A 23,346-nucleotide genomic window follows, 5' to 3' on the forward strand; every position below is an offset into this window, starting at 1 on the left:
ATGTGGTGTCATCACACGCCGCAACGGTCCCCATGGTTCCTCTGCGTGGATCATCCCGCTACAGCCAATGAACCAGTGCTTTCCCGACTCCTCGCGGAGCCGTGACCTACCGAGGGACTGACGAAGCGACGCTAACCGTCGCGTCGTCTACACCGACAGGTACGGGCTGGGTGTGCCATGCCAGCTGATCCTCAGAGTGTCACGGGCACGGGTCGCGGCAACGAAAAGCAGCGAGCGTGCCTTACGTTCCTCGCGAGCGGAGCGCTGTTGATCCTCCTTCCGGTAGCGCTCGATCACGGCGGTGCGGGGAATGACGCCATCGCACACGCCGACGATCGCCAGCTTCTGGTACTCGAGTCCCTTGAACCGGTGCATGGTGCCGACGTGAACCTCACCATCGCCCTTGGGGCCGTCCTTGGTGAGTTCGGCGCAGCTAATCTCCGCCTGTGTCGCAAGGTAGCGCATGACCTGGCCGACCATGTCCCGATCTGCGACACAGACGGCCACATTGCCACGGGGGTCGCGCCGTATCCCGTTGTCTCCAGTGGAGATCTCGGTGCGCCAGCTCGTCAAGGCTGCGGCGAGCTGGGTCAGTTCGTCCTCCCATGATGAGCAGGCCACGAGTTCGGGGGCCGGACCATGGAGCACCGAGCGATAGCCCTCGAGGGTGTCGGCACCGTCGTCGAGGTTGTCGTAGGAGACCTTCTGCGGATCGACGACTCCGATCGCGCGGGCGAGGATCTCCCGCGTGGTGCGGTAGCTGAGGGTCAGCCGTGAGGAACGACCACGGATGTTGATACCCACCGTGCCGAGGGTGACCTGATGGTCGTAGATGCGCTGGTGGGTGTCGCCGGCGATGAACAGGTCATTGGGACTCTTCGGGACCATGGCACGCAACATCGTCCAGTGGGCGGCGCGGAGATCTTGGGCCTCGTCGACGACCACATGCCGATAGCGGTGACTGCGATAGCACCTGCCCGAACTGTCGTCGGGCTGGGCCGCTTCCGCGCCACCAACCGCCTCGTTGTCCCGTCGTGCCTCGATTTTCGCAGCCCGCTCCATTGCGAAGCGAGCCGCCCGCTCCGCGGCCTGGCCCCAGGTTTCGATGCCTTCCTTGTCCAGACGTACGGTGAACTGTTCCAGCAACTTCCAGATCTGGTTGCGTTCCGGGCGGGTGAGCGATCGGCCGCGACCTGCGCGACGGGCATCGAAGTATGCCTTGCGGGTGTTCAGTGACTGGCCGAGAACGACCTGATCCCACTCCTCCAGAAGGAACTCGGCGTCCCAGCGTTGGTCGTCGACCTCAGCGAGCACCTGACGGAGGACGCCGAGCGCCACGGTGTCGAATACCCGCTGCCTACCGACGCCGACGCCGACGTTCTCGCTGAGAACTCGTGCGGCGAGCTGGTCGATGTGAGTGATTTCAACGCGGGCCAGCAATTCGGGCTCCAGCAGCGAGGCAAGGCGGGCACGCAGATCCGTGGTGAGATTCTTCGTGAAGGTGGTCAGCAGGATCGGCTTGTCTGAGCCTGGCGACAGCTGTTCGGCGAGGTGCTTCACTCGGTGCAGAGCGACGATGGTCTTGCCGGTGCCCGGCCCGCCGGAGACCCGGGCCGGTCCGTTGTAGTGGCGCCTGACGAGCTTTGCCTGGCTCGGGTGCAGGAAGATCTTCCAGGCGCGGAAGTCGCCCTCCTCGATCGCAGCCTTGAGATCCTCGTCGAAGGTGGTGACCGTGGTGCGCGCAAGAGCTGCGCTGAGGTTCTCGGCGTAGTCATCGCCTAGCTCGACCTCGACCTGAGAAGTGATCTCCCTGCGCACTTCGCCCATGCTCATACCGGCCGCAAGCCCGTAAAGGATGTCCTTGGACAACAGCGGTGCCCCGGAGACCAACTGGTCGAGTTCACCGCTGTCGGTGACAGCGAGGGCGAGATCGATCAGTTGTTCGGTGACTCCGAGGCCGCGAAGGTCCTGCGCAGTGATGCCGGTGAGGAGCGGAGCAACGGACGTGCTCGGCCTGCTCGGGGTGATCCGAGGAGTCTCGGATTCCGGTTCGGCGGGCGTGAGCGTCACTCCCGCCCGCTGCAGCACGCTGGCACCGACCACCGACAGATCCACGAACTCGATCTCTCCGGTGATCCGGTTGACCGCGACGGAAAGCTCCTCGTACACGTGCTTGCGGTGCCGGACAGCGATGACGAGCCAGTTCTCCTGCCCTCTGTCGTCGATGCCCGTCTTGGCGAGCAGCGCCCGGTATGACTGGTCGATCTTCGCTCGGAAGACCCGACGATCACCCATGAGCGGTTTGAGGTCGAGCCCGGGGTGGTCGGGGTTGTCTCGGAAGAGGTGGCAGAAGTCGTAGAACTTCGCCTTCACCGAGCGGTCGAGCTTGTACAGCTCCTGTTCGGCCTTCTGGTACAGGCTGAGCCGTGCGGTCATCAGGCGGCGGTACCTTCCGCGTCGGGGAGCAGGTCGAGAAGCGAGTCGAGGTGGTCGAGCCAGTCGTCTGCGGTGCGCGCCGTCCAACCGGCCTCGGCATACGCGCGATCGCGATTCATCGCCTCCACGTCGTGATCGTCCTCGGACTCGGCGACGACAGCGACGCGGACCGCGGATTCCGCCCAGGCGAAGTCCGCCTGCCAACGCGGCTCGCCGAGTTCGTGTCCGAAGACGGGCGCCCTCTTGCCCTGTGCGGCAAGCAGTCTGGCGAGCCTGGTCAGCGCTGACTCCGGTTCGTCCTCTTCGAGGATCGGCAGGATCTCCTCGTCCCAGAACGCATCCCGCAGCAGCCGCGTCACATTTTGCTCGGCAGCTGAGCGCGAGTCCTTCGGTTCCGCGACCTTTCGCGGCTTCGGAAGCTCGGCGAGGGAAGCCAGCTCTCCCCTGCCGCCGCAGACGGTGAGGATCTCGACCGGAAACGCAGCAGCTCGGCTGGCGGCCAGCTGCACCCCGTCTCCCCCAGCGTGGGAGAGGAATTGCAGCAGGTTCGACCAGTAGAGCCAGGAACGCCAGCGCAGCTTGTGTTCGTCGGTCTCCAGCGCCTCGTCGCTGTCGTCGAGGACGGCGACGGCGCTCCAGCGCACCGCGTCAGCAGAAGCCTCGTCGGTGAAGTCGATGGCAAGGATGATGGGAAGCCCATGCAGGTCGGTGCCGCGCAGAACGTGAACCGGCCCGTCGTTCCCGGCAGGAGCGCTCTCACGTGTAGCGAGCTCGGCCCGCAGCGACGCCCTCGCACCCTCGCGATCGACCCCTGAAGAGATCGGAACCGCTAAGGTCGTCAGTCCTGCGACCAGGGCTTTGGCACGCCGTGCCCACAGTGTGAAGTCGGGGCGACGTAGGTACGCGAGCAGGGAGCGGATCGGGTCGACGAACACGGCGTCGGCAAGCCGAGAGCGGTGTTCGCCCAAGCCTTCGTAAACGTCCTTGGCCCGATCTTGGGCGATCCCCTGATACGGGGGCCAGACCGGTTCGGCGCGCGTGTTCCGCTGTTCGAACAGGTCGAGATCGTCCCAGGTGATCTGGAAGACCACTCGTCCGTCGCTGCGTAGCTGGTTACGTTTGTCGCAGTCGTCCCCGAGCCGGTTGTGACGCCGGGTCGCGTGGTAGCGATAGCCGTCCAGGTAGACGGTCACGATCTGCTTCGGTCCGTCGACCCGTTCGAACGTGAAATCCGTGCGGGTGTGGTGCAGATCCTGCTGGGCGGTCAATCGCCAGTTGATGACGCCGTTGGTGTCAGCGAACCGGAGGTAGCCGCTGGCCCGGCCATCCTCATCCAGCGTGGCGTTCTCGTCGGTGGTGACCCATCCACGCAATGCGGCCAGGAAACGCGCCTCGAGATCGGACTCCACCTGCTTGTCCAGGCCGATCCGCCCAGTGTGCGGAACCTTGTCGACCGTCCACGCGTCGACGAGCGTCTCACCGTCGTCGTCCACGGTGCCTAAGAGGTCACCGAGAATCTCCAAGGCCTCCCGGCGGGAGACGATGTCCTGATAGCGCTCGTCGGTGTAACGGTGCAGGCAACGGTGACAGGCCAGGCGGCCTTCGTCTTTGCACGGGCAGCCGAGCAGTGTCCGACGCGCGTCGGCCAGCGTGGCCCTGAACGCGGCTGCATCGGTGAGCCTGTGCAGATAACCCGTGCCGCCGGGGAGCCGGTCGAAGAGAACGAGGAAGTGGCGCCGCTCCCCGGTCGCCGGGTCCGGCATTGACGCCACGGTGGTGTCCAGATGTTGTGGGTCGCCACCGAAATGCCTGTCGACGCCCAGCCGTAGAGCCGCGCGGAACGAGTGGACCTTCTCTTCGATGAGCACGGTTGCCGCAGGTAGCAGCACCCGCAGTGCCTCGGTACGCAGCTGGTGCGCCAGCAACACCGGCACCTGAGGTACGTTCTCCGAACGTCGTCCCCGGCGCAGCGGACACCAGGGCTGGTGGTGCTTGACCTTCGGGTTGCGGGCGGCAGACGAGTTCAATGCATCCGTGTCGTGGTCGAAGACCGGTTTGCCGTCGGCCGTCGCCGCGCCGCAGCCGGTGCAGACGTGGAAGGGACTCAACCGGACGGACTGCCCGGCCAGGTCGTCCTCCAGGTTCCTGTCGAAGCGGGCGAGGCCGACGTTGACGCGCCGAACCGTGGCACTTCGGCAGAAGTCGACACCGAAGGTCTGCGTGCCGTGGCGCCATGACGTGTCTGGTTCGATCGCCTCGATCGGGATGTCCACCGCGTCGATGACGGTGTAGAACCGCCGATCGCGATCGTCCTTGTCATCGCCGATCCGCGCATCCTCACGCTTGTCCCGCGAGGTGACGACGGCCGGTTCCACCACCCGGTGCAGGCACGAGCCGTCATCGGCGATGCGGGGGCTGCGGCAACGTGGGCAGGGTGACCGGTCCTCGGCGGCATTCTCCGTGCGCACGAAACCGCAGTCCTGGCAGAACCTCCAGTGCTGCCACTGCCGGTGGGCCGTCGTGCCGATCTCCATACCGGTGATCTGGTGTCGGTACCCGTTGACGTAGAAGGTGTTGCCGGGCGCAAGCTCGGACAGCGCATACCGCCGGGGCCGGTCGTACGAACGAAGTCTGGACGTGAACCGCTGCTTCCCCGTGACCGTGTCCGCGTCCTCAGACCAGTACAGCGTGGAGTTCAGCGTGGTGACGGTGTCAATCAGGGCGTAGTTCGGCAGCAGCCCGAGATCGCACATCGCATTCTGCGCGGGTGTCATGCCGTGCTGGAGCAGACGCCTGCCGACCGCCCGCCGCTCCGCGTCGAGCTCGGCCCGCTGGCCTGCCTGTTCCGGATCGGACTCGTGCAGCTCACCGTGCGCTTCGTCGATCATCCCCAGGCGCGAGCGCAGAATGTCCTCGCTGCGCCGCCAATCACGTTCAGCCTCCTCGACCGCGCTCCGTAGCCCGCGGGTCGCATAGGCCCGCAGGTCGGTCTTGGCCTCGTCGTTCACCCCGGTGGGAAAGAGCGCCAGAAAACCCTCGACCAGCTGATCACCTTGAGCGAGAGCCACCTCCACCAGGTCAGCGAGATATCCGGACGGGCCGAACAGTGCAGGTGCCTGCGGCGGCAGCGCACGCAGCGGAATGCCGTCGCCACGGAGCAGACGACCTCGAGCCGCAAGGTCCAGCAGGTGCGCCAAGTACTGACGGCGCAGGATCTCGACTGCGGAGAGGTGACATCCGGGTGGCAGGATCTGGCCGTCGATCATCTCCCTTGGCTGGTCGAGGAAGTACAGGTCCCTACGGCTGCGGTCGGGGATGGTCAGCAGGAAGGCATTGCCGGTGCGGCGTCCCGCGCGGCCGACCTGCTGTGCATAGTTGGCCGGGCGGCGCGGCAACGCCGCCAGCACGACGGCCGACAGCTCGCCGATATCGATGCCCATCTCCAGTGTCGGCGTGCACGACAGCACGTTGGGATCCTTGAACCCGGTGCCGTGCTTGAACGCCGCCTCGACCCGCTCGCGCTCGGGACGGCTGAGCATGCCGGTGTGCTCGGCGGTGATCACCTGATATGTGCCAGCCCGCCGGTACAGGCGCCGGTAGTAGTCGCCACGGTAGTCGCGATCCCGCTGGTGAGTGCCCAGCTCCTCAGGCCGGTCTCCGGCAACAAGACGGCCGGTGCGGCAGCGGTAGGAAGGACAGGGCTGACCGTGCCACTGCCCCAGCAGTGACGGGTGCACCGTCTGCTCCCAGAAACACACCGGGCAGCGCACGAACGCGGTGTTCACCTCGTCGTCGGTCAACAACCGGATGTCGATGTGGCCCGGCTGGAGACCGTAGATCCGCGCCGAGCTGTCGTTGGGTGTGCCGACCGACAGCAGGCCTGCGGCGGCGAGCTCGGGCAGCAGCAGGCTCCAGAACTCCGGGACCTGCTCGCGCGGCAGCTCCAGGCACCGCTGCGCCCAGCGCTCGTACCAGGACAGCCGCCCCGTGGCGAAGTCGAACTCACTGGCCGCCTTGGGCTGGGCGAGCAGAAACCTCGGGGCGCCGATGCCCTTGGGGAACGCCCGCATGCCCGGCGGCCGACCACCCCAGACGTGGTACCGACTGGTGCCTGCCTCCTGTAGATATCCCTTCAGCCATCGGTGCTTGATCGCACCACGAGTCCGCAGCCGCTCCAGAAAGATGCGTAGAAACGCCAGATATCTCGGCGCATCCTGCGCGTCGGGAGCCACCCCGCCCCGTTGGAGCCCGAGGTGGACGGCCTTGACGAGTTCCACCGCGGCCGCCGGATCGGAGACTCGAACCTGTGCGGCCGCGGTGCGGGTCAGCTCCAAGGTGCGGCCATTGCGCGACCGGAAGCCGAACTCCATCAACGCTTCGAAAGCGAGCCGCTCGCCGATCAAGCGCCAGGTCTTCAGATCGCCGCCGCGCCCCTGGCCGGAGAGCAGCCGATTCACTCCCTTGTGGTCGTGCAGGTCGGTCGGGACGACCGCACTCAAGGTCTTCGAATCGGTGGTCGCTGCGACGACGTCGGCGATGAGGTCGTTCAGGGCAGTCGACCGATCCTCGGACAGATGCTTCTTCAGCAGCGCACGCAGGGAGAAGGTGAACGAGCGGCTCGCAACGAACCCGGCCCGATGCGCGGCGTCCTGCACCGAGTCGTTGAACATCAGCGTCTTGTCCTCGGCCAGCTCCTCGTCGAGCTCTCCCCCGGTGAAGAGCTGGGTCACCGAGGCCGCCGCGAGCGCCGCAGCACCGGTTCCCAGGTACCGGATCGCGTTGCGCTCCCCGCATGCGGGGCACCAGTCCTCGCCGGCTGCGGTGTTCGCGGTATCGCCGATGTTGGCGAGGACGAAGGCCGAATCGCGTGCGGTCAGACGCGGTTCACCGGTCGCCTGGTCGTAGTCCTTCTGCGGGTCGGGCAATTTCAGCCGACGCTCGAGCCCGTCCAGCACCAGCAGGATCCCACCGGTGCCGTGGGCCAGTGCGCCCTTGTCTCTGCTGGAACGAGCCGACATCGCCATCGGTGCAGCGCCGGAGCCTTCCCGCGCCTCACGATCGGTCGCCGCGATCAGGTTACGGACCCTGATCTTGTCCTGGCTGGTGGAGGCTCGCCGGATCCTGTGAGTGTCGAACTCCACGTCCTGGTCGTCGCTCTCCGGGGAGAACACCGCCCATCCAGAACGCCCGCAGTCGCGGCAGTAGACCGCAGGCAGGAACAGGTTCGCCGACTGCCCGGACGTCGCCACCGTCACCGGAGCCGTACGGCCGTGGTTCGCGCCCTGTGCATCGTTGGTTCCGGCCGTGTCCCAGCGAAACTCCGCCTTCGGCCATGGCAACACACCGCGTACGAGCCGGGACACCGAGCGAGCCCATTGGTGTACCTCGACTTGCACGAACGGACGCGGCCGGTCAGGAGTGGACTCGGGGTCACGCGCGATCGAGAGCAGCGCCACGAACCGGGCGAGAGCAGCGGCCGCGACCTCGGGATGACGAGTGATCGCCTGCACCCACGATTGCGCGCCAGTACGCCACATCATGTCCAGGATCTCGGCGCCCATCCGGACCACGCCGTCCAGCGACCGCAGGACGGCCGAAGTGAGCATGTGCTTCTTCAGGTTCGCCCCGAGCACGAACGGGTCCAGGTCGCGCGTGCCGGTGACCGCCTCGATCAGATCAGCCGACGCCTCCTCGCCGGTGGCCGGGTCGGGCAATGCGGCGAGCTGCTCGGGCAGCGGGAACGGGAGGATCGGATCGAAGTCCTGGACGGGGATGAACTCGTCGACCGACTGTCGGTTCTCGCCGATCACCGCATCCGCGGTGAACTCGGTGCCGAAGACCTGCGTGACGACGTCGAGCAGGGCGCTCGCGTCAGCACCGACACCGGAGCCCAAGGTCGCGGACGTGGCCACCGGACAGATGCGGCCGAGCGGCCGGGCAGGCTCGGGCGTCCCTACCGCGGCGGCGAGGCGACGCAGCAGCATCGCCACGTCCGTGCCCTGCGCGCCGTCGTAGGTGTGGAACTCGTCCACGACGACGTAACGAAGGTCCACGTCAGCCCACAGTGGAGCGTCTGAGGAGCGTTGCAGCAGGAGGTCGAGCATCTTGTAGTTGGTGATGAGGATGTCGGGCGGCGAGAGCCACATGTCCGAGCGCCGGGTGTGGACCTTCTCGTACCTGGTTGCCGCCCGGTCGCCGATGTACAGGCCTGCGTGCAGTCTGCTCAACGCCGTGTGCTCGACGAGCAGTGTGTTGAGACGTTGCGCCTGGTCTGTCGCGAGAGCGTTCATCGGGTACAGGAAGACCGCCTTGATCCCCTCGCGGCCTGCGGCCTTCTCCCGCGCGCAGTGATCAAGAATCGGGTAGAGGAACGCCTCGGTCTTCCCGGAGCCCGTGCCCGTGGTGATGACGGTCGGCTGCGGGGTTCGACCAGCTGCGGAGCTGAGTCGGGCGAAGGCCTCGGCCTGGTGGGCGTACGGCGTCCAGCCGTCCTCACGCTTCCAGTCCAGCAGCTCGCGCCAGCTGGAGTCCGCCGCCGTGAAAGGGGTGCGGATGCGGAGAAACGGACCACGGAACATGCCCGAGGTCTCGTCCCCGAGAAACCGGTGCAGCGACTCGCGTGCGCCTTCATCGGTGAGGGCGTAGGTGGTCGACAGGTACTGCAGCAGGCTTTCCTTGAGCCCCCGTGCTTCGAGCGTCGGCCTCACGGCTGCGGCACCTCCTGTTTGACCGGGTCCCACTCACCGCGCGCGACGGCGGCGTCGAGACGAGCCTGGAACACGGCGTGTGCTGCCCGCATCTCTGTTTCGCGATGGGCCTGATAGAACGGCGCGGTGTAGCCCTCCGGCACCGGGGCAGCGGTCGGCGCCTTCCGATATGCCTCGAACTGAGCCCAACTCTCCTTCGACTGCCGCTGACCGATCGTGCGTGCGTTGCCTGCCAGCTTCCAGCCGTCGGCGTCGAACCACGTGACCGCCTCGTACTTCTGCAGCACCGGGAAGCGGCCTCGGTACGCGGCGATCAGGGCGTCCGCGCTCATGCCCAGCCACACGGCGACCAAGGCGTCGATCTCGACCAACGCGGAGCGGCGGGCCCGTTCGGACCGCAACGGTGTCTCCGGCCGCCACTCCGGCGTGACGTCGTGGAGGGGTTGGAGGTCGGGCCAGTCGTATGCCCAGCGCTCGTTGTCGTGCCAAGCAGGGTCGTACAACTCTGTCCAGAGCTTCCTGTACGCATCGGTTAGGCAGTTGAGGCGCAGAGTACGAAGCAGGAGGCCGGAGGCAAGAGGATGATCCTGCACAGGGGCTGGCATCGCCTTCGCCCCAGCTACCCGGAGATCACCTCGGCCGGTGGCTCGCAAGAAGTAGTCCAGCGGAAGCGCGGCCCAGAAACCCGCGGCCAACACCACGAGGTTCGTCGTGGGCATAACGAGACTGTGTACGGCGTCCACGTGGGTGGCGCCAGGCGGGATCAACGCTGGATACAGAGCACGCTCGGTGTTGGGAGCAACCTGGCGACGCCACGCCAGGCGATAAAAGACGGCGTACCTCCGTCGCGCCCTGCCCACGAGAAGAGCCTCGATCTTCTCCGGATCAACCTCGTTCTCGCTGATACCTTCGGCCGATGCGATTCCGCTTCGCGCGCGTGCGATCGCCTTTTCATCGGCGCGAAGACGCGCGAGCGCGCGGTGGTCAATCCAGCGGTCCTGCGCAGCGAGGTAGGCCTGGGCTCTGCCCTCAGCCCGGACGTACTCGGTGTCAGGCACGAAGTCTGCGGAAAGGCCGACGAGGTCGGCTCCATACGGGTCGTTACTGTTGGCGTCGTGCCGCTTGAACACTGGTGTGGCAACGCTCAGCTGCGTTCCCTTGAGGATTACCCTGCGCCATCGATCAGGCTGGTACTCCCGACCGGTGACAGCATCTCGACGGTTGTAGTCGATCAAGTTGTCCTTCTTCGCGCCGCTCTCGTGATACCCCGGACTGATTTGCGGCGAAAGAGTCCCCAACCGTAGCGGGTAGTTCGCAAGGGCTTCGATGGCCGAAGCTTCTGCCTTGCTGACTGGGAACAACAGGCGGGCCTGTTCCACCGGCTGATCCTCCTGGTCCAGCAGACGCTGCCAGACGGAGAGCTGGTCAAGATCGACGGAAACCACTCGGCTCCGGTGCGGACGCTCATCGAACTCACCGTTGTGATAGCGGATTCCCGGCACGTCGCCTGATCCGTCATGCTGGGCCGAGTGCCGCAGGGCATCCGCCGACACCAGCCACGACAGGTGGTCGAACGTGATCTGCCCCGGCTGCCCGTAGATGTGCACACCGAAGTGGGCAGTGTCGCCGACCGGCCGGGGGAAGAACCGCTGACCTGAGTTGACGAAGTCGCCATGGACGCGAAGTCGTCGGTAGGCAGCCTCCCGAAGATTGCCTTCCTTGTCGCCAGCGAAGTGAGTGTCAGGATGGACGAGCCCTGTCGTCCCCGCTGCTGAAGCGTGTGCCCATACCTGGGACATGAACGCCCGATACAGGTCAGGCTGGGTGCCCACCAAGAGCGGATAGACCTGTGGAGAGCCGAACAAGACAACCTGTCCGCTCGTGTTGGTCAGTTCGCCGAGAACGTACTCGAGCGTGCCTGATGTCTGAAGAAGTTCTCCGCGCCGACGGGTCCTCTCCCTCGTGGACGCCTTCTCCTGCAGTTCGAACCACGGCTCGTGCTCGGCCAGAACCGCTGACTCGTTCCAGCGGGGACGCACCCACGGCGGATTACCCACCTGGAGGTCGAAGCCGCCGCCCTCCGCGAAGACGAGTGCGAAATCCAGTTCCCAGTGCAGAAAGTTCTGCTGTGTCGCGATGTCCCGCACCGTATGCAGCCACGGGAAGCGCTGCTCCGGATTCGCCAGATCCATGCCCATGTACGTCGGCAGGACCGCCTCGAAGTCCTTCAGGTCCTCCAGGTTGTTGAACTGGCTGATGATCTCGTCCTCATACACGTCCCCGGTGCCGAGCATCGCCTCCAGGAAGTCCAGCCAGTCGCCGAGGTCCTGCAACGGGATGGCGGCCCGCCGCGGCACAGGCTTCGGCTTCTCCTTAGGCGTATCCTTCCGCTTGATCTCACGGGTCTCGATGATCACGTCATCATCGGACTGCGGTTCTAAATCACCGAGCGACGTCTGTTCGGGACCCACGGCGAACAGCGCGAAGCGCTCCTCGACCCGAGGCCAGGTCGCCGCCGCAGCGGGCGATTCACCCAGCAATGCACTGACTGCCACGGTGTCCACGGCGACCGTTTCCCCGTACACCCCATCCGTACCGTCAAGCAACGCAGCCTTGTCGACCGGCCAGAACCACAGCGCACACCAAGCGTCCATGACGGTCTTCAACCGCCAGTAAGGCGTGTCGACGGCGTGGAAGAGGTCCTCGAAGACCTGCTCCTTCTGCACCGCGTGCTCCGGCCGCCGCAGGAAGCCGAATTCGGGATCGGCCGGGTCGGCACCCCAGACGTCGATCCGGCGGGCGATCGCCTGCTCCGAGATCTCCATCCGCTTGACGACCAGCGCCCACAGGAACTCCACCCGCCTGGCGGCGTCGCGCAGCCGGGTGAACTGGGACGGCGCCTCTGATTGGGGCCGGCCGTTCTTCATCTTGGGCTCGCCGGTGTTCTTGTTCAGATGCGCCGTACTGCGCTTCGGCCGCTGGAGGACACCCCGCCGCCAGGCAGCAAGCTGAGCCACCTCGCTGCCCGCCAGGTCTTTGGCCTCGCTTGCCCCGGTGACCGCCGCCCATCCCGGGCTCGGCAGGAGGAACTGGTGCACCGCGTCCGGTGGCAGCGGCTGCTCCACGCCGTCCTTTCGAAACGGCAACGGGGTCGGAGCCAATCCGCCCTTCGTCTTCAGCCACGCCTTCGCCGCCGAGGCGACGTCCTCCCCCGCGTAGACCGCTCGTCGCCCGCCGATGAGCGAGTTGCCCTGCCGCAGGTGCAGGCCGAACCAGGGTGCCCGCATGCCGGGGTGCATGGTGTTGAGCCATAACGACACCTCGGCCAGCTCGACGCCGGTCGCATTCAGGTCCACTCCGTAGGCGTTGTGCAATGCGATGTACGCCTTGGCTTTCTGCTTCTCGGTCAGGGCATCCGCCGTCGGAATCGAGACTCCGAGCTCGTCCTGACGCCGCCGCAGGTATTCCTCGGCGACCTGGTTGATCGCCTCGTTGAGGAAAGCGCCGGATCCGAGAGCGGGCTCGCAGATCTTGTACGTCAACAGCTCCGCGGCCCGCGTCGTGATCGTCTTTCCCTGGGCGTCGCGTTCCTGATCGAGCCGGTGCTTCAGCGCAAGCTCAACCGTGACCTTGGTGAGCGACTCGGGCGTGTAGTACGAAGCGGAGGTCTCGCGGTCCCGCCCGGCCAGTCGGTAGACGAACGTGCCTGCCTGGTAACGCTTCGGCCCGCGCAGTCCCTTGCGGACGTCGTGGTCGTCGTATTCGACGAGCGTGCCCTCCGGATAGTCCGTCTGCCGGTGAGAGGGGATCAGCCACGATCCCTTGTCCGGATCACCGTCTTTGGCGACCTCGCACAACTCCTCCTCGGCGATGTTCCCGGTGTAGGACATCAGGCCCTCGTAGACGGCGCCGAGCTGGTTGATGCCCAGGTTGCGGTACGAGATGAACCCGCCGCGATCGCCGCGCCGGGTGGCCTTCTTCATCGTCAGCAGCCGCAGCACCTCGTGCAGCGCGGAATTGCGCAGCCGCAGGTCCAGGAACGTACTGCTGTCCTCGGCAGCGCGCGGATCGAGGACGCTGCGGCCGATCAGCCGGATCGCCTTCGGCTCGAACAGTTCGCTGCGCAGCGGCTCGAAGCGAAGGCCTCGATCTTCGCTTCGACGTTCGGCCTTCGACTTGCGGGTCGCCTCGTCCTCGCCGGGGAGGTCGTCATCGGACTCGGTGCCATAGGGCCGGTGCCCGTTGTTGACCTTGTCGAAAAGGACGTGCAGCGACTCGAAGAGGTGAAAACCATTGCTGGCTTCCTCCTCGACGAGCTGCTCGTCACGTTCGACGAGTTCCCGCAGCCGGGCGACCGAGTAGCCTGCCTCGTACGAACCATCATCCGCCGGAAGGATGCCCAGTTCAGGCCGGGCTTCGGCGTACAGCAGGAACAGGATGCGGTAGAGGTAGCGCAGTGACTCACGTGCGAGCTCGCCGGCGAACGGGATCCTGACGTCCTCGACCTGCCGAGGCTCGACACCGGCAGCGTCCAGCCGTACGAGCACCTCGTTGGCGATGATCTCCACCGAACGCCGGAGCCCTTCGCGGAGCTCCCCGGACACTCCGACCGCATTGTCGGTCGACGCCTTGAGCAATGCGTCGATCTGCGGCCCCTTGCCGTCGTCTCCAGGAGCCAGTATCTCGTGGCTGAACAGCGCGGCGACGGTAGCGAGTTCACCGAGTTGTCTGCGGTCGTTGCGCTCCAGCGCCGCGTCCAGATTCACGGCGAGGAACCGTCCCTCGGCCCATGCCTGCCGGTCTGCGAGCACCAGGACTCCGCCGCACAGGAGGATCACGAAGCGCGGTGGTGCCCCGCCTGCCTCGTTCAGCTCACCTTGGAACAACCAGGTCGCGAGAGCCGGTCCCGTCTCGTACGCCTCCGTTGCGCCCAGCCGCAACGGATGGAGCAGTCGGCCAGGGCCGTCCGCGTCGAGCGCCGAGTCGTTGACCGCGGTCCAGCCGCATTCGACCGCCACGATCCCGTCGCCGTGCCACGCGACCTCGACGACGTGTTCGCGTCCGGCCCGGTGGACCGTCAGCCGGGTAGGGCCTTCGGACAAGCCGAGGGCGCCGAGAACGTCCCGGTGCCAGCAGCCGAGCCGCCTCACCCACTCCGGATTGTTGTGGGTGCGTAGCCGAGCGGCGACCTCGCCGCTGTCCGCCGCATCCTGCTCTGCGCACTCGGCGAAGTAGGTGCGCACTGTGTCCGACAGGTAGTCGCCGCGGAGATCCCGCAGCCTCTGCCGAGGCGTCTTGCGCTGGTCGTGCTCATCGCTCTCACGCCGTGACCAGGTGGACAGGAGCCCCTTCTTGAGATCCACGCCCAGCTGATCAGCGAAGTAGTGCGCGGCGAAGTACTCGCCCCGATTGGTGAAGGAGTCGAAGTCGGTACTCATCAGGCGTTGTCTCCCACTGCGGACAGCGGTTCGAGGACGGCGAGCAAGCGCAGCATCGGCGCTCCGGACGTCTGCAACGAGGCGATGAGGGATTCACGGCGGCTCGCGGTGAGTTTCACGCCCTGTTCGTCGATTCTGCCCGCCGCGAAGAGCGCTTCCTGCCGCCATTCCTGCACGCGCCTGCTGTAGGGCTCGAGAACCCGGTCGATGCGCCGGGCGTATTCGTTCTCCCTGAGCACGAGATGCCGTTCTGCTTCGTCGATCGCCAGCGGGACAAGACGTTGCAGGCCTTCTGCGTCCTGCACTACTGCACGGCCGGGCATCCTCGGCCCCACCCCGCAGAGTGCCAGGAAGTCCGCATCCATGGGTACTACCCTCGGTGTGTCCGGCAGGCCGAGGACCGCCATCCACTCGACAACGGTCGGCCTTCCGAGCGCATTGGAGTAGATCCCCTGGACGAGGAACACCGGTCCTGCCAGGCGCGCGTGGGGTACGTAGGCCAAGACGAACGCCTCGTCGTAGCGGATCGAGGCGAGGGCCTTGTCCGTCACCCAGTCCAGCACCGGGTGAACATCGGACACGTAGCCGACATTGGGCCACAATGTCTTCGACGAGTCACGTGCCGCCTTCAGTCGCTGTTCTGCCAGCTTCTTGGAGAAGGTCATGCGTAACCGGCCGGGCCGTTTCGTGGTAGGCAGGATGCCCTGTTCATCCAAATACGACTTGGGTAACGCCTTGAATCGATACTGCAGGTCCGCCGGCGGCTCGAAGGCGATGGTGCCGTCCTCGTCACGGCGCAACGACAGGTCATCCTCCGGGCGGGTCGGGCAGATCTGGCGCAACGCCTCGTCGAAGTACGCGGCGGTGGACTCGAACACTGACGGGACCGTGGCGATGGGGACCTCAGTGTGATCAGGATTCGCGCCCACGTTTCCCAGTATCTTGGCGAGGAGGCCTGCGCTGCCCTGCCGTGACTGCCTGAGAGACGTCTCGACGGTGCGGCCCGCAATCAGATCCTTGGTGAGGCGGTTGTCCTCTTCCTGCGCCCGGTACAGACCGGTGACCGCCTCAGCCGATCCCTCGATCTTATGCGCCTCCTCCTCCCGCCGAAGGAGCTTGGCGCCGACCAGCCGGTCATCGAGGAAGAGGACCTCGCCGGTCGCCTCGTCCGCACGCCACTGGACGTCGCTGGTGAGGATGAGAGCACGGAACTCGGGCGGATTCTCCTGCCCGTAGCGGTCGATGCGGCCGTTGCGCTGCTCGATCCGGATCAACGACCACGGCAGGTCATAGTGAATGAGCTGATTGCACTGCTGGTGCAGATTGACGCCTTCCGAGGCGACATCGCCGGTGAACAAAATCCGGACCGGGTCGTCCCGCAGACCGAACTTTTCGACGATCTTCTTCTGTTCGTCGTCGCCGGTGGCCTCGCCGTGCATCACCTGCACGACACCGCCGTAAGACAGCCAGGGCTTGTTCTTGTCGTCGCTCCTGCCCGTGGGGAAGCCCAGCTGCGCCGGTACGACCTCGGCGAGCCATGTCAACGTCGCGATACGCTCGGAGAAGACCACGACTCGGGTAGCCGACTGAGGCCCGACGTCGAGTTCCTTCAGTACCTCGACCAGCTTCGCGAGCTTCGCCGAGTCGGCATCCTCGATACGAGAGGCGAGCTGATCGAGATCCACCAGCGCCGACCGCTCGGTCTCGCTCGGAGCCGCAGACCTGTCCAGCGTGCGTAGTCGCGCCTCGATGGTCGCCCGTAACGCCTTGTGGGAGGAGAGGAACGACTTGAACAACGTGTACGGGAAGAGCTGGTGATCGCTGACCGAGCGCGCCGTGCGGTCGCGCGGAATCCATCGGGAGGCGAGCTCTTCGAAGACCGTACGTTCCCTGTTCGTCACCCTGACTTCCACTGGTAAGGACGGCCCTCTGTCGGCCCAGGCTCCCTTGAGCGAGTCACGCACTTCGCGTGAGATCTTCGTCCTCCGAATATAGAGGTGCTCAAGGTTCTTCACGTCGTAGTTCGAGGGGTCGGCGATCGCGGCCTCGTCAAGCAGCTTGATCAGCTCAGCGAAAGACTCGGCGTTGCCGTTGTGCGGGGTCGCGGAGGCGAGGATCAAGGCATCCGTACGGCGGGCGAGCAGCTGGGCAAGCGCATTATTGCGAGTACCACGGGTGACCAGGTTGTGAGACTCGTCGATGACGACCGCATCCCAGTCGGTACTGCCGAGGTGGTGCGTATAGACGTCGCTCTTGAGCGTGTCCACGGAGATGATGGCGCGTTTGAAATAGACAAAGGGATTACGCCCCGCCGGTATGTCCTGCTGGATACGCTGGATCCCGGTCGAGTCCAGCCGGACCAGCGGGATGGAGAAGCGAGTCCACAGCTCACGCTGAAACTGCTCCAAGACGTGGGCAGGAGTCACCACAAGGATCCGCTCACCACGTCCACGGCGCATGAGCTCAGCGAGCAGGAGACCGATCTCCAAGGTCTTGCCAAGGCCTACCACATCCGCGATGAGAATGCGCGGCTGTGGGTTCTGTGCCGAGAGCGCAAGCTCGACGGGGCGCAACTGATGGGTCTGCTTATCCATGAGGAAGCTGTCAGCGAGCGCAAGTCCGTGCTCCGTCTGCGGCAAGGCGGTCTTGCGGATCGCCGCCTCCAGATAGAGACGCGCCCGGCGGTGATTCGGAGAATCGTCAGCCACCAACCGGGTCTTCCTCGGGTCGAGCACCTCGATCCCGGAGGGCTTCTCGAGCTTCTCATAGAAGACCGCGTCGGTTCCGCGAACAAACGGGGAGACGCCGGTGACCTCGAGCATCCAGCCGTCATATCGGGTGTTGCCGACCTTCTTCACCAACCACTGCTCATCCCGGATCCGCACCTGAGCGCCCGGTGCATACCTCGCCGTGGACTCGTACATCTCCTGGGCGTCTTCCTGCCCGGCGATCCCGGTCAAGCGCACTCCATTCATGAACTCATTCGTCCCGCTGTGCAGAATCGGCTATAAGCCAGGTTGCGTCGTATAGTGCTTCCGCAGCTCCTCGGCAACTCGCTGTGAAGCGGGCACCCGCCCGCCCCGCGCACCTGCGGGGGCCGGTACGGCGGCCTGTTCGACCTCGCTGGAAACCTCGTGCCGCGCACCTTCTTCGGATGCCTCGGGCGGGCTGTCGAGAGGACTGTCCAGCCCTGTCTCACCGTTGAGGGGCACGACCTGTGCTTCGAGCCGATCCAGCAACGAGGACGGTGGAGCAGCCGGTGCCGCTGTCACCGACGAGTGGGCGACCGTACGGTCGATCAACGCTCGACGGGCTTCCACAGGCGACAGATCGCCGTCGTACATCAGCGTCGTGCACGCGGCTGTCACCGCCGTGAGAGACGGACGATCGACGGGATCGTGCGCGAGCATCGACGAGAGCAAGGGGAGCAGAGCGTCTGGGAGGCCGCCCAGGTCGGGAAGCTGACGAGGGTCGGCGACCTGTCCGACGATCGCCTCCCATCGTCCACCCTCGTAGGGATAGTGTCCTGTCGCCGCGTGCAGCAGAACGGTCCCCAGCCCGTACACGTCTGCGGCCGGTGTGACCTGCGGACGCCCCATCGCCTGCTCCGGCGGCATACAACGCACTGTGCCGATGATCATTCCACTGTGTGACAAGGTGTCCTTCGCCGCATCGAGGAAGGCACCGAGACCAAAGTCGATCAGCGTCGGACCGTAGTCACCCATGATCACGTTCTGTGGCTTGACGTCCCGATGCAGAAGTCCGGTGGCATGTACGGCCGCCAGGCCCTCGGCGAGTAACGCACCGAGACTGAGGACAAGCGGCGCAGGCAGTGGGCCGTGAGCTTCGACATGAACGAACAAGGTGCTTCCCGGCACGTACTCCATCGCCAGCCAGGGTCGATCCGCGTAGGGATCCGCATCGAGGAACCTCGCCACCCGGTTCGTCCCGACCACGGTCCGAGCGATCAGGGCTTCCTTCTCGAACCGCGCGCGCGTGACCGGATCCAACCGGTCCCTGCGGATGAGCTTCACCGCAACGGGATCGCCGGCAGGCGAGTAAGCGAGGTACACCTCGCCCATGCCACCGGAGCCAAGCTCGCGCTCCACCACATAGCGGCCAATCAGCGCGGGAGTACCACTCATGGCCGACCTGTCGCCCCTCAAATCCACGCGTTATTGCCCGCACTCTAGCTCCGAGGACTACACCTTACTCGGTGAAGGGGCACTGGACCACGTCCTACATAGGGATTTTGGCAATCCTCGTGAAGCAGGACAGTGCGGTGGCAAAGGCGACGAAAACACAGTGGTCGAGGAGTGACGTTCGTGGCAGACAACAAGCAGGCGGTAACCGTCCGCCAGGACAATGAGCATTCGATGACCTGCGGTGACGACTGAGCCAGCCGAAGAGTTCGGCACCGCGAGCGGGCGATGCCGCCAATCGTGCTCCGACGACGTGCTCAGCGGCGAAGATGGTCGATATCGAAGGCCTTGTCCACGTTCGGTTCATCAGGCGGAAGCTGCACTGCCCAGCGAGAACGCACACGCGGGATGGCGAACGGCATGGGCCCGAAGGCCGTTGAACAGCCAGAATGCCCACAAGCGGGAGGATTCCGGGAGGATCGGATCGACCACGACCACAATCGAACGCCCTCAACCGTCGCCAACTGCACCCACCGGACCTGCGATATCTCCATTTCCGCAGGTCACCGGCGCAATTCGACGCCACTGGGGGTCAAGGGGTCGCAGTTTCAGATCCTGTCGTCCCGACGGTCGCGACGCCCAGCCGAATCAGGAAAAAGCGAGGTCAGCGGGGTTTTTTGCATTCTGATGTCGCTCTTTCCGCTCCGTCCACTGTGGTCCGCTCGGCGGCTTGCGACCGGTTTTGGGAGGATTGTGGGAGGATCCGCCTGACGGATGCGATACGGGGTCGCACCAGCGATGCCCACTAGGTCGCTAGACGGTAACGATCCTGTGTTCACTCCTGCCCCGGTATCCGGTGCGGTTGGGGCGGAAAAGTGGCAGGAGACGCCTTCAGCACGTGGTCAGATCGGGGCCTGGGGGAGCGCCGTGACCGGACATTCGGCCAGCCCGTCCCCGGTCAGACAACCTCCGCCGCTCACCGCCCGACGCCCGATCAGACGGGCACTCCGGCCGACGCGGTAGACCCACCGCCCGCCAGCCGCTGGATACCCAACTGGAGCGAACCGTCGTAGGGACTACGACGGCAGACGACGCTGTCGTTGTGCACAGTGCTTGTGGATGGAAACGTCACGCCGACGGCATCGAGACCGAGGCCGGAGAGAGGGAAGCCTTCGTCGATCAGCGGGTCGCCAGCGTAGGGCGGATGATGCAGCTCGAACAGGCGCAGCTCCTTCGTCCGCCACTGGCGGCTGCGCACGTGGGCTGCTCCGAGCCTGGTTCCGGCCGCACCCTCGCGATAGAGCGTCCGAACCGGGATGCCCTCGGCAACCAAGACGTGCGGAATCCGAGTGCCCGAGCGCATGCACCACACGTCTCGCACGCCAGCGGCAGCATAGTCCCGGTGCCGGGCCAGCCGTAGCCCATTAGTGATCAGCCCTCGCTGCACCTCCAGCACCACACAAGCACCATCGGCCAGCACCACGTGGACGTCCGCACGACGGACACGGTGCCCGACCAACTGCTCCGGCAGCACCTCCGTAACGTTGTGCAGCGACCGGGCCCAGCGGGCGCGCCGGTGTTTCGCGTTGACGTGCCAGACGCTTTCACCGTGGTGGCCGCCACGCGAAGCGATGCCCGCCGGGTGAGCAAAGTGCGGCCGCACGAAGCCGCCGATCCGGCCACGGGCCAGCAGCGGCACCTTCGTTCGCGATGGGGCATCGACACCGCGCAAGCAGTAGGAGCGCAGGCCTCGGCGACCGTCGGGACGATCACCGAGGCTCTGGGCCGGCCCACCAGTCGGCGAGGATCCCGTGCGCCTGCGACTCCGCCGGAGTCGGCGAGGCCGCGACGTCGACCCTGCTGCGCGAGAACCGAGGCGCGGGAGCAGGATGCACCACGCCGTCCACCTCGACGAACCCGCCACGTGCGACCGCATGCGGGTGGGCGGGCGCCTCGGCGAAGGTCAGTACCGGGGTGACGCACGCATCGGCATCCGCGAACACGGCCCCCACTCGTCGCGGGTCCACGTCGCGAACGCGGCGGCGAACCGTTTCCGCAACAACAGCGGCCACCCGGCCCGGTCATCCTGTGACGGGAGTTCGTCGTCGGTGAAAGCCACTTCTGCTGGCCCGTTCTGCCAGTTCAAGGATCAATGCGGTCTTGTGACTAGTTCGCGAGGAACTGTCCACCGAACCGGCCTTTCGCGCCGGGAAGCGAGGAACTTCGTGCAAGGTGGCGCTGAGGAGCTGGCATCCGGTCGCCGGTCGGGCAGACTGCGGAACGGCCCCCTACGCGGCCCCAGCGGCGCAGGCGGCCCCGCTTCAGGGCCGCCGCCCGGCAGTTGGCCGCTACGGCTCAGCAAGCCGGCTACGCTGTGACAGCTTCGGCCGAACGGACAGGAACGGAACACCGCCGACCGCTGACGGTGAAGACGCGAGGTCACACAGGCCCGCCGATGCACCGAACAGCTCGACGAGGAAGCAGGGCACCTCACGGCACTGCGAGTCCCCCTCATCGACGAGCACCGACTCCGGCCGCCAGCCCTGGCCCGGTTCGAGGTGTCGGCCCCACCAGTCGGCGACCCAGGCCGCACGATGCTCGGCGGTCGGCGAGACAGGCAGGGCCTCGGTGAGATCACGATGGTCGACGACGTCATCGAAAGTACCGGCCCAGCGGCGTGCTGTGGCGAGGTTACGAAGGATCACGAGGCGTGTAGAGCATGAGCCAGTGGTCGGGTTCGGGGTCGTGGAGCATCTCGGTGTCGAGGCTCATCCACCCGTGGGAGGGGTGCCGTAGTCGCTTGAAGGCGGATCGCCATGCTCCGATCTCGCCATGCTCCCATCGGGTGCGAAAAGCAGCACTGCAGGCAAAGAGTTCCTGGAACAGAGAATGCAGGTACTCATCCCCCGGGTATCGGCTGATCGCTATGCGAAGTTCGGCGACCGCCACCCGGGCGAACTGATCAGCACCCTCTTCATCGAGCAACTCGCCCAGTTCCGGAGCGGTGAAGCCTTGATAGACGATGTTTCGACCGTACGGCCCATCACCCCACAATGGTCCCAGCAGTTGTGCCGCATCAGCATTGTGTGCGAGCACGTCAAGACGCCCGTCGTGAACGGTGGCGGGCATGACACCTTCAAGGCTGCGCAGCAGACGAAGAATACCGGGACGGATTTCACGATCAGGTGCCTTCGGGAGCGGCGCCAGCTCACCTGCGAGGCGGAAGAGGTGATCCCGTTCAGCGTTCGAGAGGTGGAAGGCCCGTGCCAAGGCGGTGAGGACTTCGCGTGAGGGCCGCGTCGCACGCCCTTGCTCCAGACGGGTGTAGTAGTCAACGGACAATCCTGCGATGTCTGCGAGTTCTTGTCGCCGTAGGCCAGGGACGCGCCGGTGAGACATGGCGGTGATGCCTGGACGGTTGGGGGGCGTCATCTCGGCGCGGCGATGACGCAGATACTCGCCCAGATCCGACCCCTCACCCTTCACCATGGTGTCTATTGTCCCTTGCCCTGACGGTGACGCCGGGTCGCGTGCGTGGTCCTGCCGGTACCAGGCTCGACGGGATCTCCCTCGCCCGCGAAGGCTCCCGCACAGTCGGTGACGACGGAGGAACCACGCGCCCCGTCGCCATACACCGGCCTGATCACCCTCAGCTTAAGGAGCGCACGAATGGACACAACGACTCGAACCCTGGTCATGACCGGTGCGACCCGAGGAATCGGATTGGAAGCCGCCCGCGACATTCTTCGGCGCAGTCCCGAGACACGGCTGGTGGTCCTTACACGGGCAGGTTCAGGCGCCGAGGTGCTCCCCGGCCTGCGTGCGATATCCCCACATGTCACCGTGATCGACACGAATCTCGCGAGCAAGGCGAGTATCGCCGCGGCGTCCGCGCAGGTCGAGGACATGCTCGACGCGGGCGAACTCCCACCGCTGAGTGGAATCGCCTGCAACGCAGGCGTCCACCTCGACAATGCGTTGCACTCAACCGTGGACGGGTACGAGAGGACCTTTGCCGTCAACGTGCTGGCGACCCACTTGCTGCTGCGTCGGCTGCACCCACACCTCCACGCTCCCGCACGCATCGTCGTCACCGTCAGCGACGCCCACTTCGGCGACATCCGACACACTGGCGGCATCATGCCGCGACCACACTGGCCAGGCCCCGAGACGGTCTCCAAGCCCGGCGCGTTCAAGAACCCCGCACGCGTCCGAGCCGGCCGCCGCGCCTACACCACGAGCAAGCTCGGCGGCATCTACCTCGTCCACGAATGGGCCCGCCGACTCCCGCCGGAAGTGGAGATCCTCTCTTACAACCCCAGCCTCGTCATGGGAACCGGGCTGGCGCGAGAAGCAGGCGGCGCTTTCCCATGGGTGATGAGCCGGCTGATCCCGCCACTGGCAGCCACCCCACTCGTGGACACCCCACAGGTCGCAGGCCACAAGCTCGCCGACGTGATCCTCGGAGCCATCAAAGCCCCTACCGGCTCCTACATCCACCGCACCCGACCCATGAAATCGTCCGGCGAATCATACGACTCCGACCGAGAACAGACACTGTGGGAGTGGCTGGAACAGCAGGCCTGAACCGTAAAAGGAGCCCCCGCCATGTCGCGGCTCCTC

General features: G+C 65.8%; 9 protein-coding genes. 1 reads left to right on the plus strand and 8 read right to left on the minus strand.

Translation table 11 applies throughout. From position 1 onward, the window contains the following. Window positions 1-147: 147 nt before the first annotated feature. The 8 genes from UA75_RS19650 to UA75_RS19690 all read right to left on the minus strand — a co-directional run bounded on the left by UA75_RS19650 (window position 148) and on the right by UA75_RS19690 (window position 22,212). The gene (locus tag UA75_RS19650) at window positions 148-2,436 is read right to left on the minus strand and encodes a UvrD-helicase domain-containing protein (RefSeq protein WP_075741496.1); all 2,289 of its coding nucleotides are present in this window, start codon (window positions 2,434-2,436) and stop codon (window positions 148-150) included. Next, window positions 2,436-9,143, minus strand: a complete 6,708-nt coding sequence (locus tag UA75_RS19655) for a DEAD/DEAH box helicase (RefSeq protein ID WP_075741497.1) — start codon at window positions 9,141-9,143, stop codon at window positions 2,436-2,438. Before UA75_RS19655 ends, UA75_RS19650 begins: the two co-directional genes overlap by 1 nt. After that, complete coding sequence (locus tag UA75_RS19660) at window positions 9,140-13,711, minus strand: class I SAM-dependent DNA methyltransferase (RefSeq protein ID WP_232251094.1); 4,572 nt, start codon at window positions 13,709-13,711, stop codon at window positions 9,140-9,142. Before UA75_RS19660 ends, UA75_RS19655 begins: the two co-directional genes overlap by 4 nt. Before the next feature lie 869 nt (window positions 13,712-14,580). Next, window positions 14,581-17,541: a DEAD/DEAH box helicase gene (locus UA75_RS19665; RefSeq protein WP_232251095.1), complete on the minus strand. Its 2,961-nt coding sequence runs from the start codon at window positions 17,539-17,541 to the stop codon at window positions 14,581-14,583. A 45-nt stretch (window positions 17,542-17,586) separates the two neighbouring features. Next, window positions 17,587-18,753 carry a serine/threonine-protein kinase gene (locus tag UA75_RS19670; protein ID WP_198044182.1) on the minus strand — a complete coding sequence of 389 codons (1,167 nt, stop codon included), beginning with the start codon at window positions 18,751-18,753 and terminating at the stop codon, window positions 17,587-17,589. Between the two features lie 964 nt (window positions 18,754-19,717). Then, on the minus strand, window positions 19,718-20,422 hold the full coding sequence (locus UA75_RS19675; RefSeq protein ID WP_075741500.1) for a competence protein CoiA family protein: 705 nt from the start codon (window positions 20,420-20,422) through the stop codon (window positions 19,718-19,720). A 70-nt stretch (window positions 20,423-20,492) separates the two neighbouring features. Further along, a complete protein-coding gene (locus UA75_RS34025) occupies window positions 20,493-20,750 on the minus strand; it encodes a hypothetical protein (RefSeq protein ID WP_198044183.1) in 258 nt (85 codons plus the stop codon). A gap of 664 nt (window positions 20,751-21,414) precedes the next feature. After that, complete coding sequence (locus tag UA75_RS19690) at window positions 21,415-22,212, minus strand: helix-turn-helix transcriptional regulator (protein WP_075741503.1); 798 nt, start codon at window positions 22,210-22,212, stop codon at window positions 21,415-21,417. Window positions 22,213-22,392: 180 nt separating this feature from the next. On the opposite strand from UA75_RS19690, the gene UA75_RS19695 reads away from it, so the two are divergent. Next, window positions 22,393-23,310, plus strand: a complete 918-nt coding sequence (locus UA75_RS19695) for an SDR family NAD(P)-dependent oxidoreductase (protein WP_075741504.1) — start codon at window positions 22,393-22,395, stop codon at window positions 23,308-23,310. The last annotated feature ends 36 nt before the right edge of the window (window positions 23,311-23,346 follow it).

Source organism: Actinoalloteichus sp. GBA129-24, assembly GCF_001941645.1.
GTDB lineage: Bacteria > Actinomycetota > Actinomycetes > Mycobacteriales > Pseudonocardiaceae > Actinoalloteichus_A > Actinoalloteichus_A fjordicus.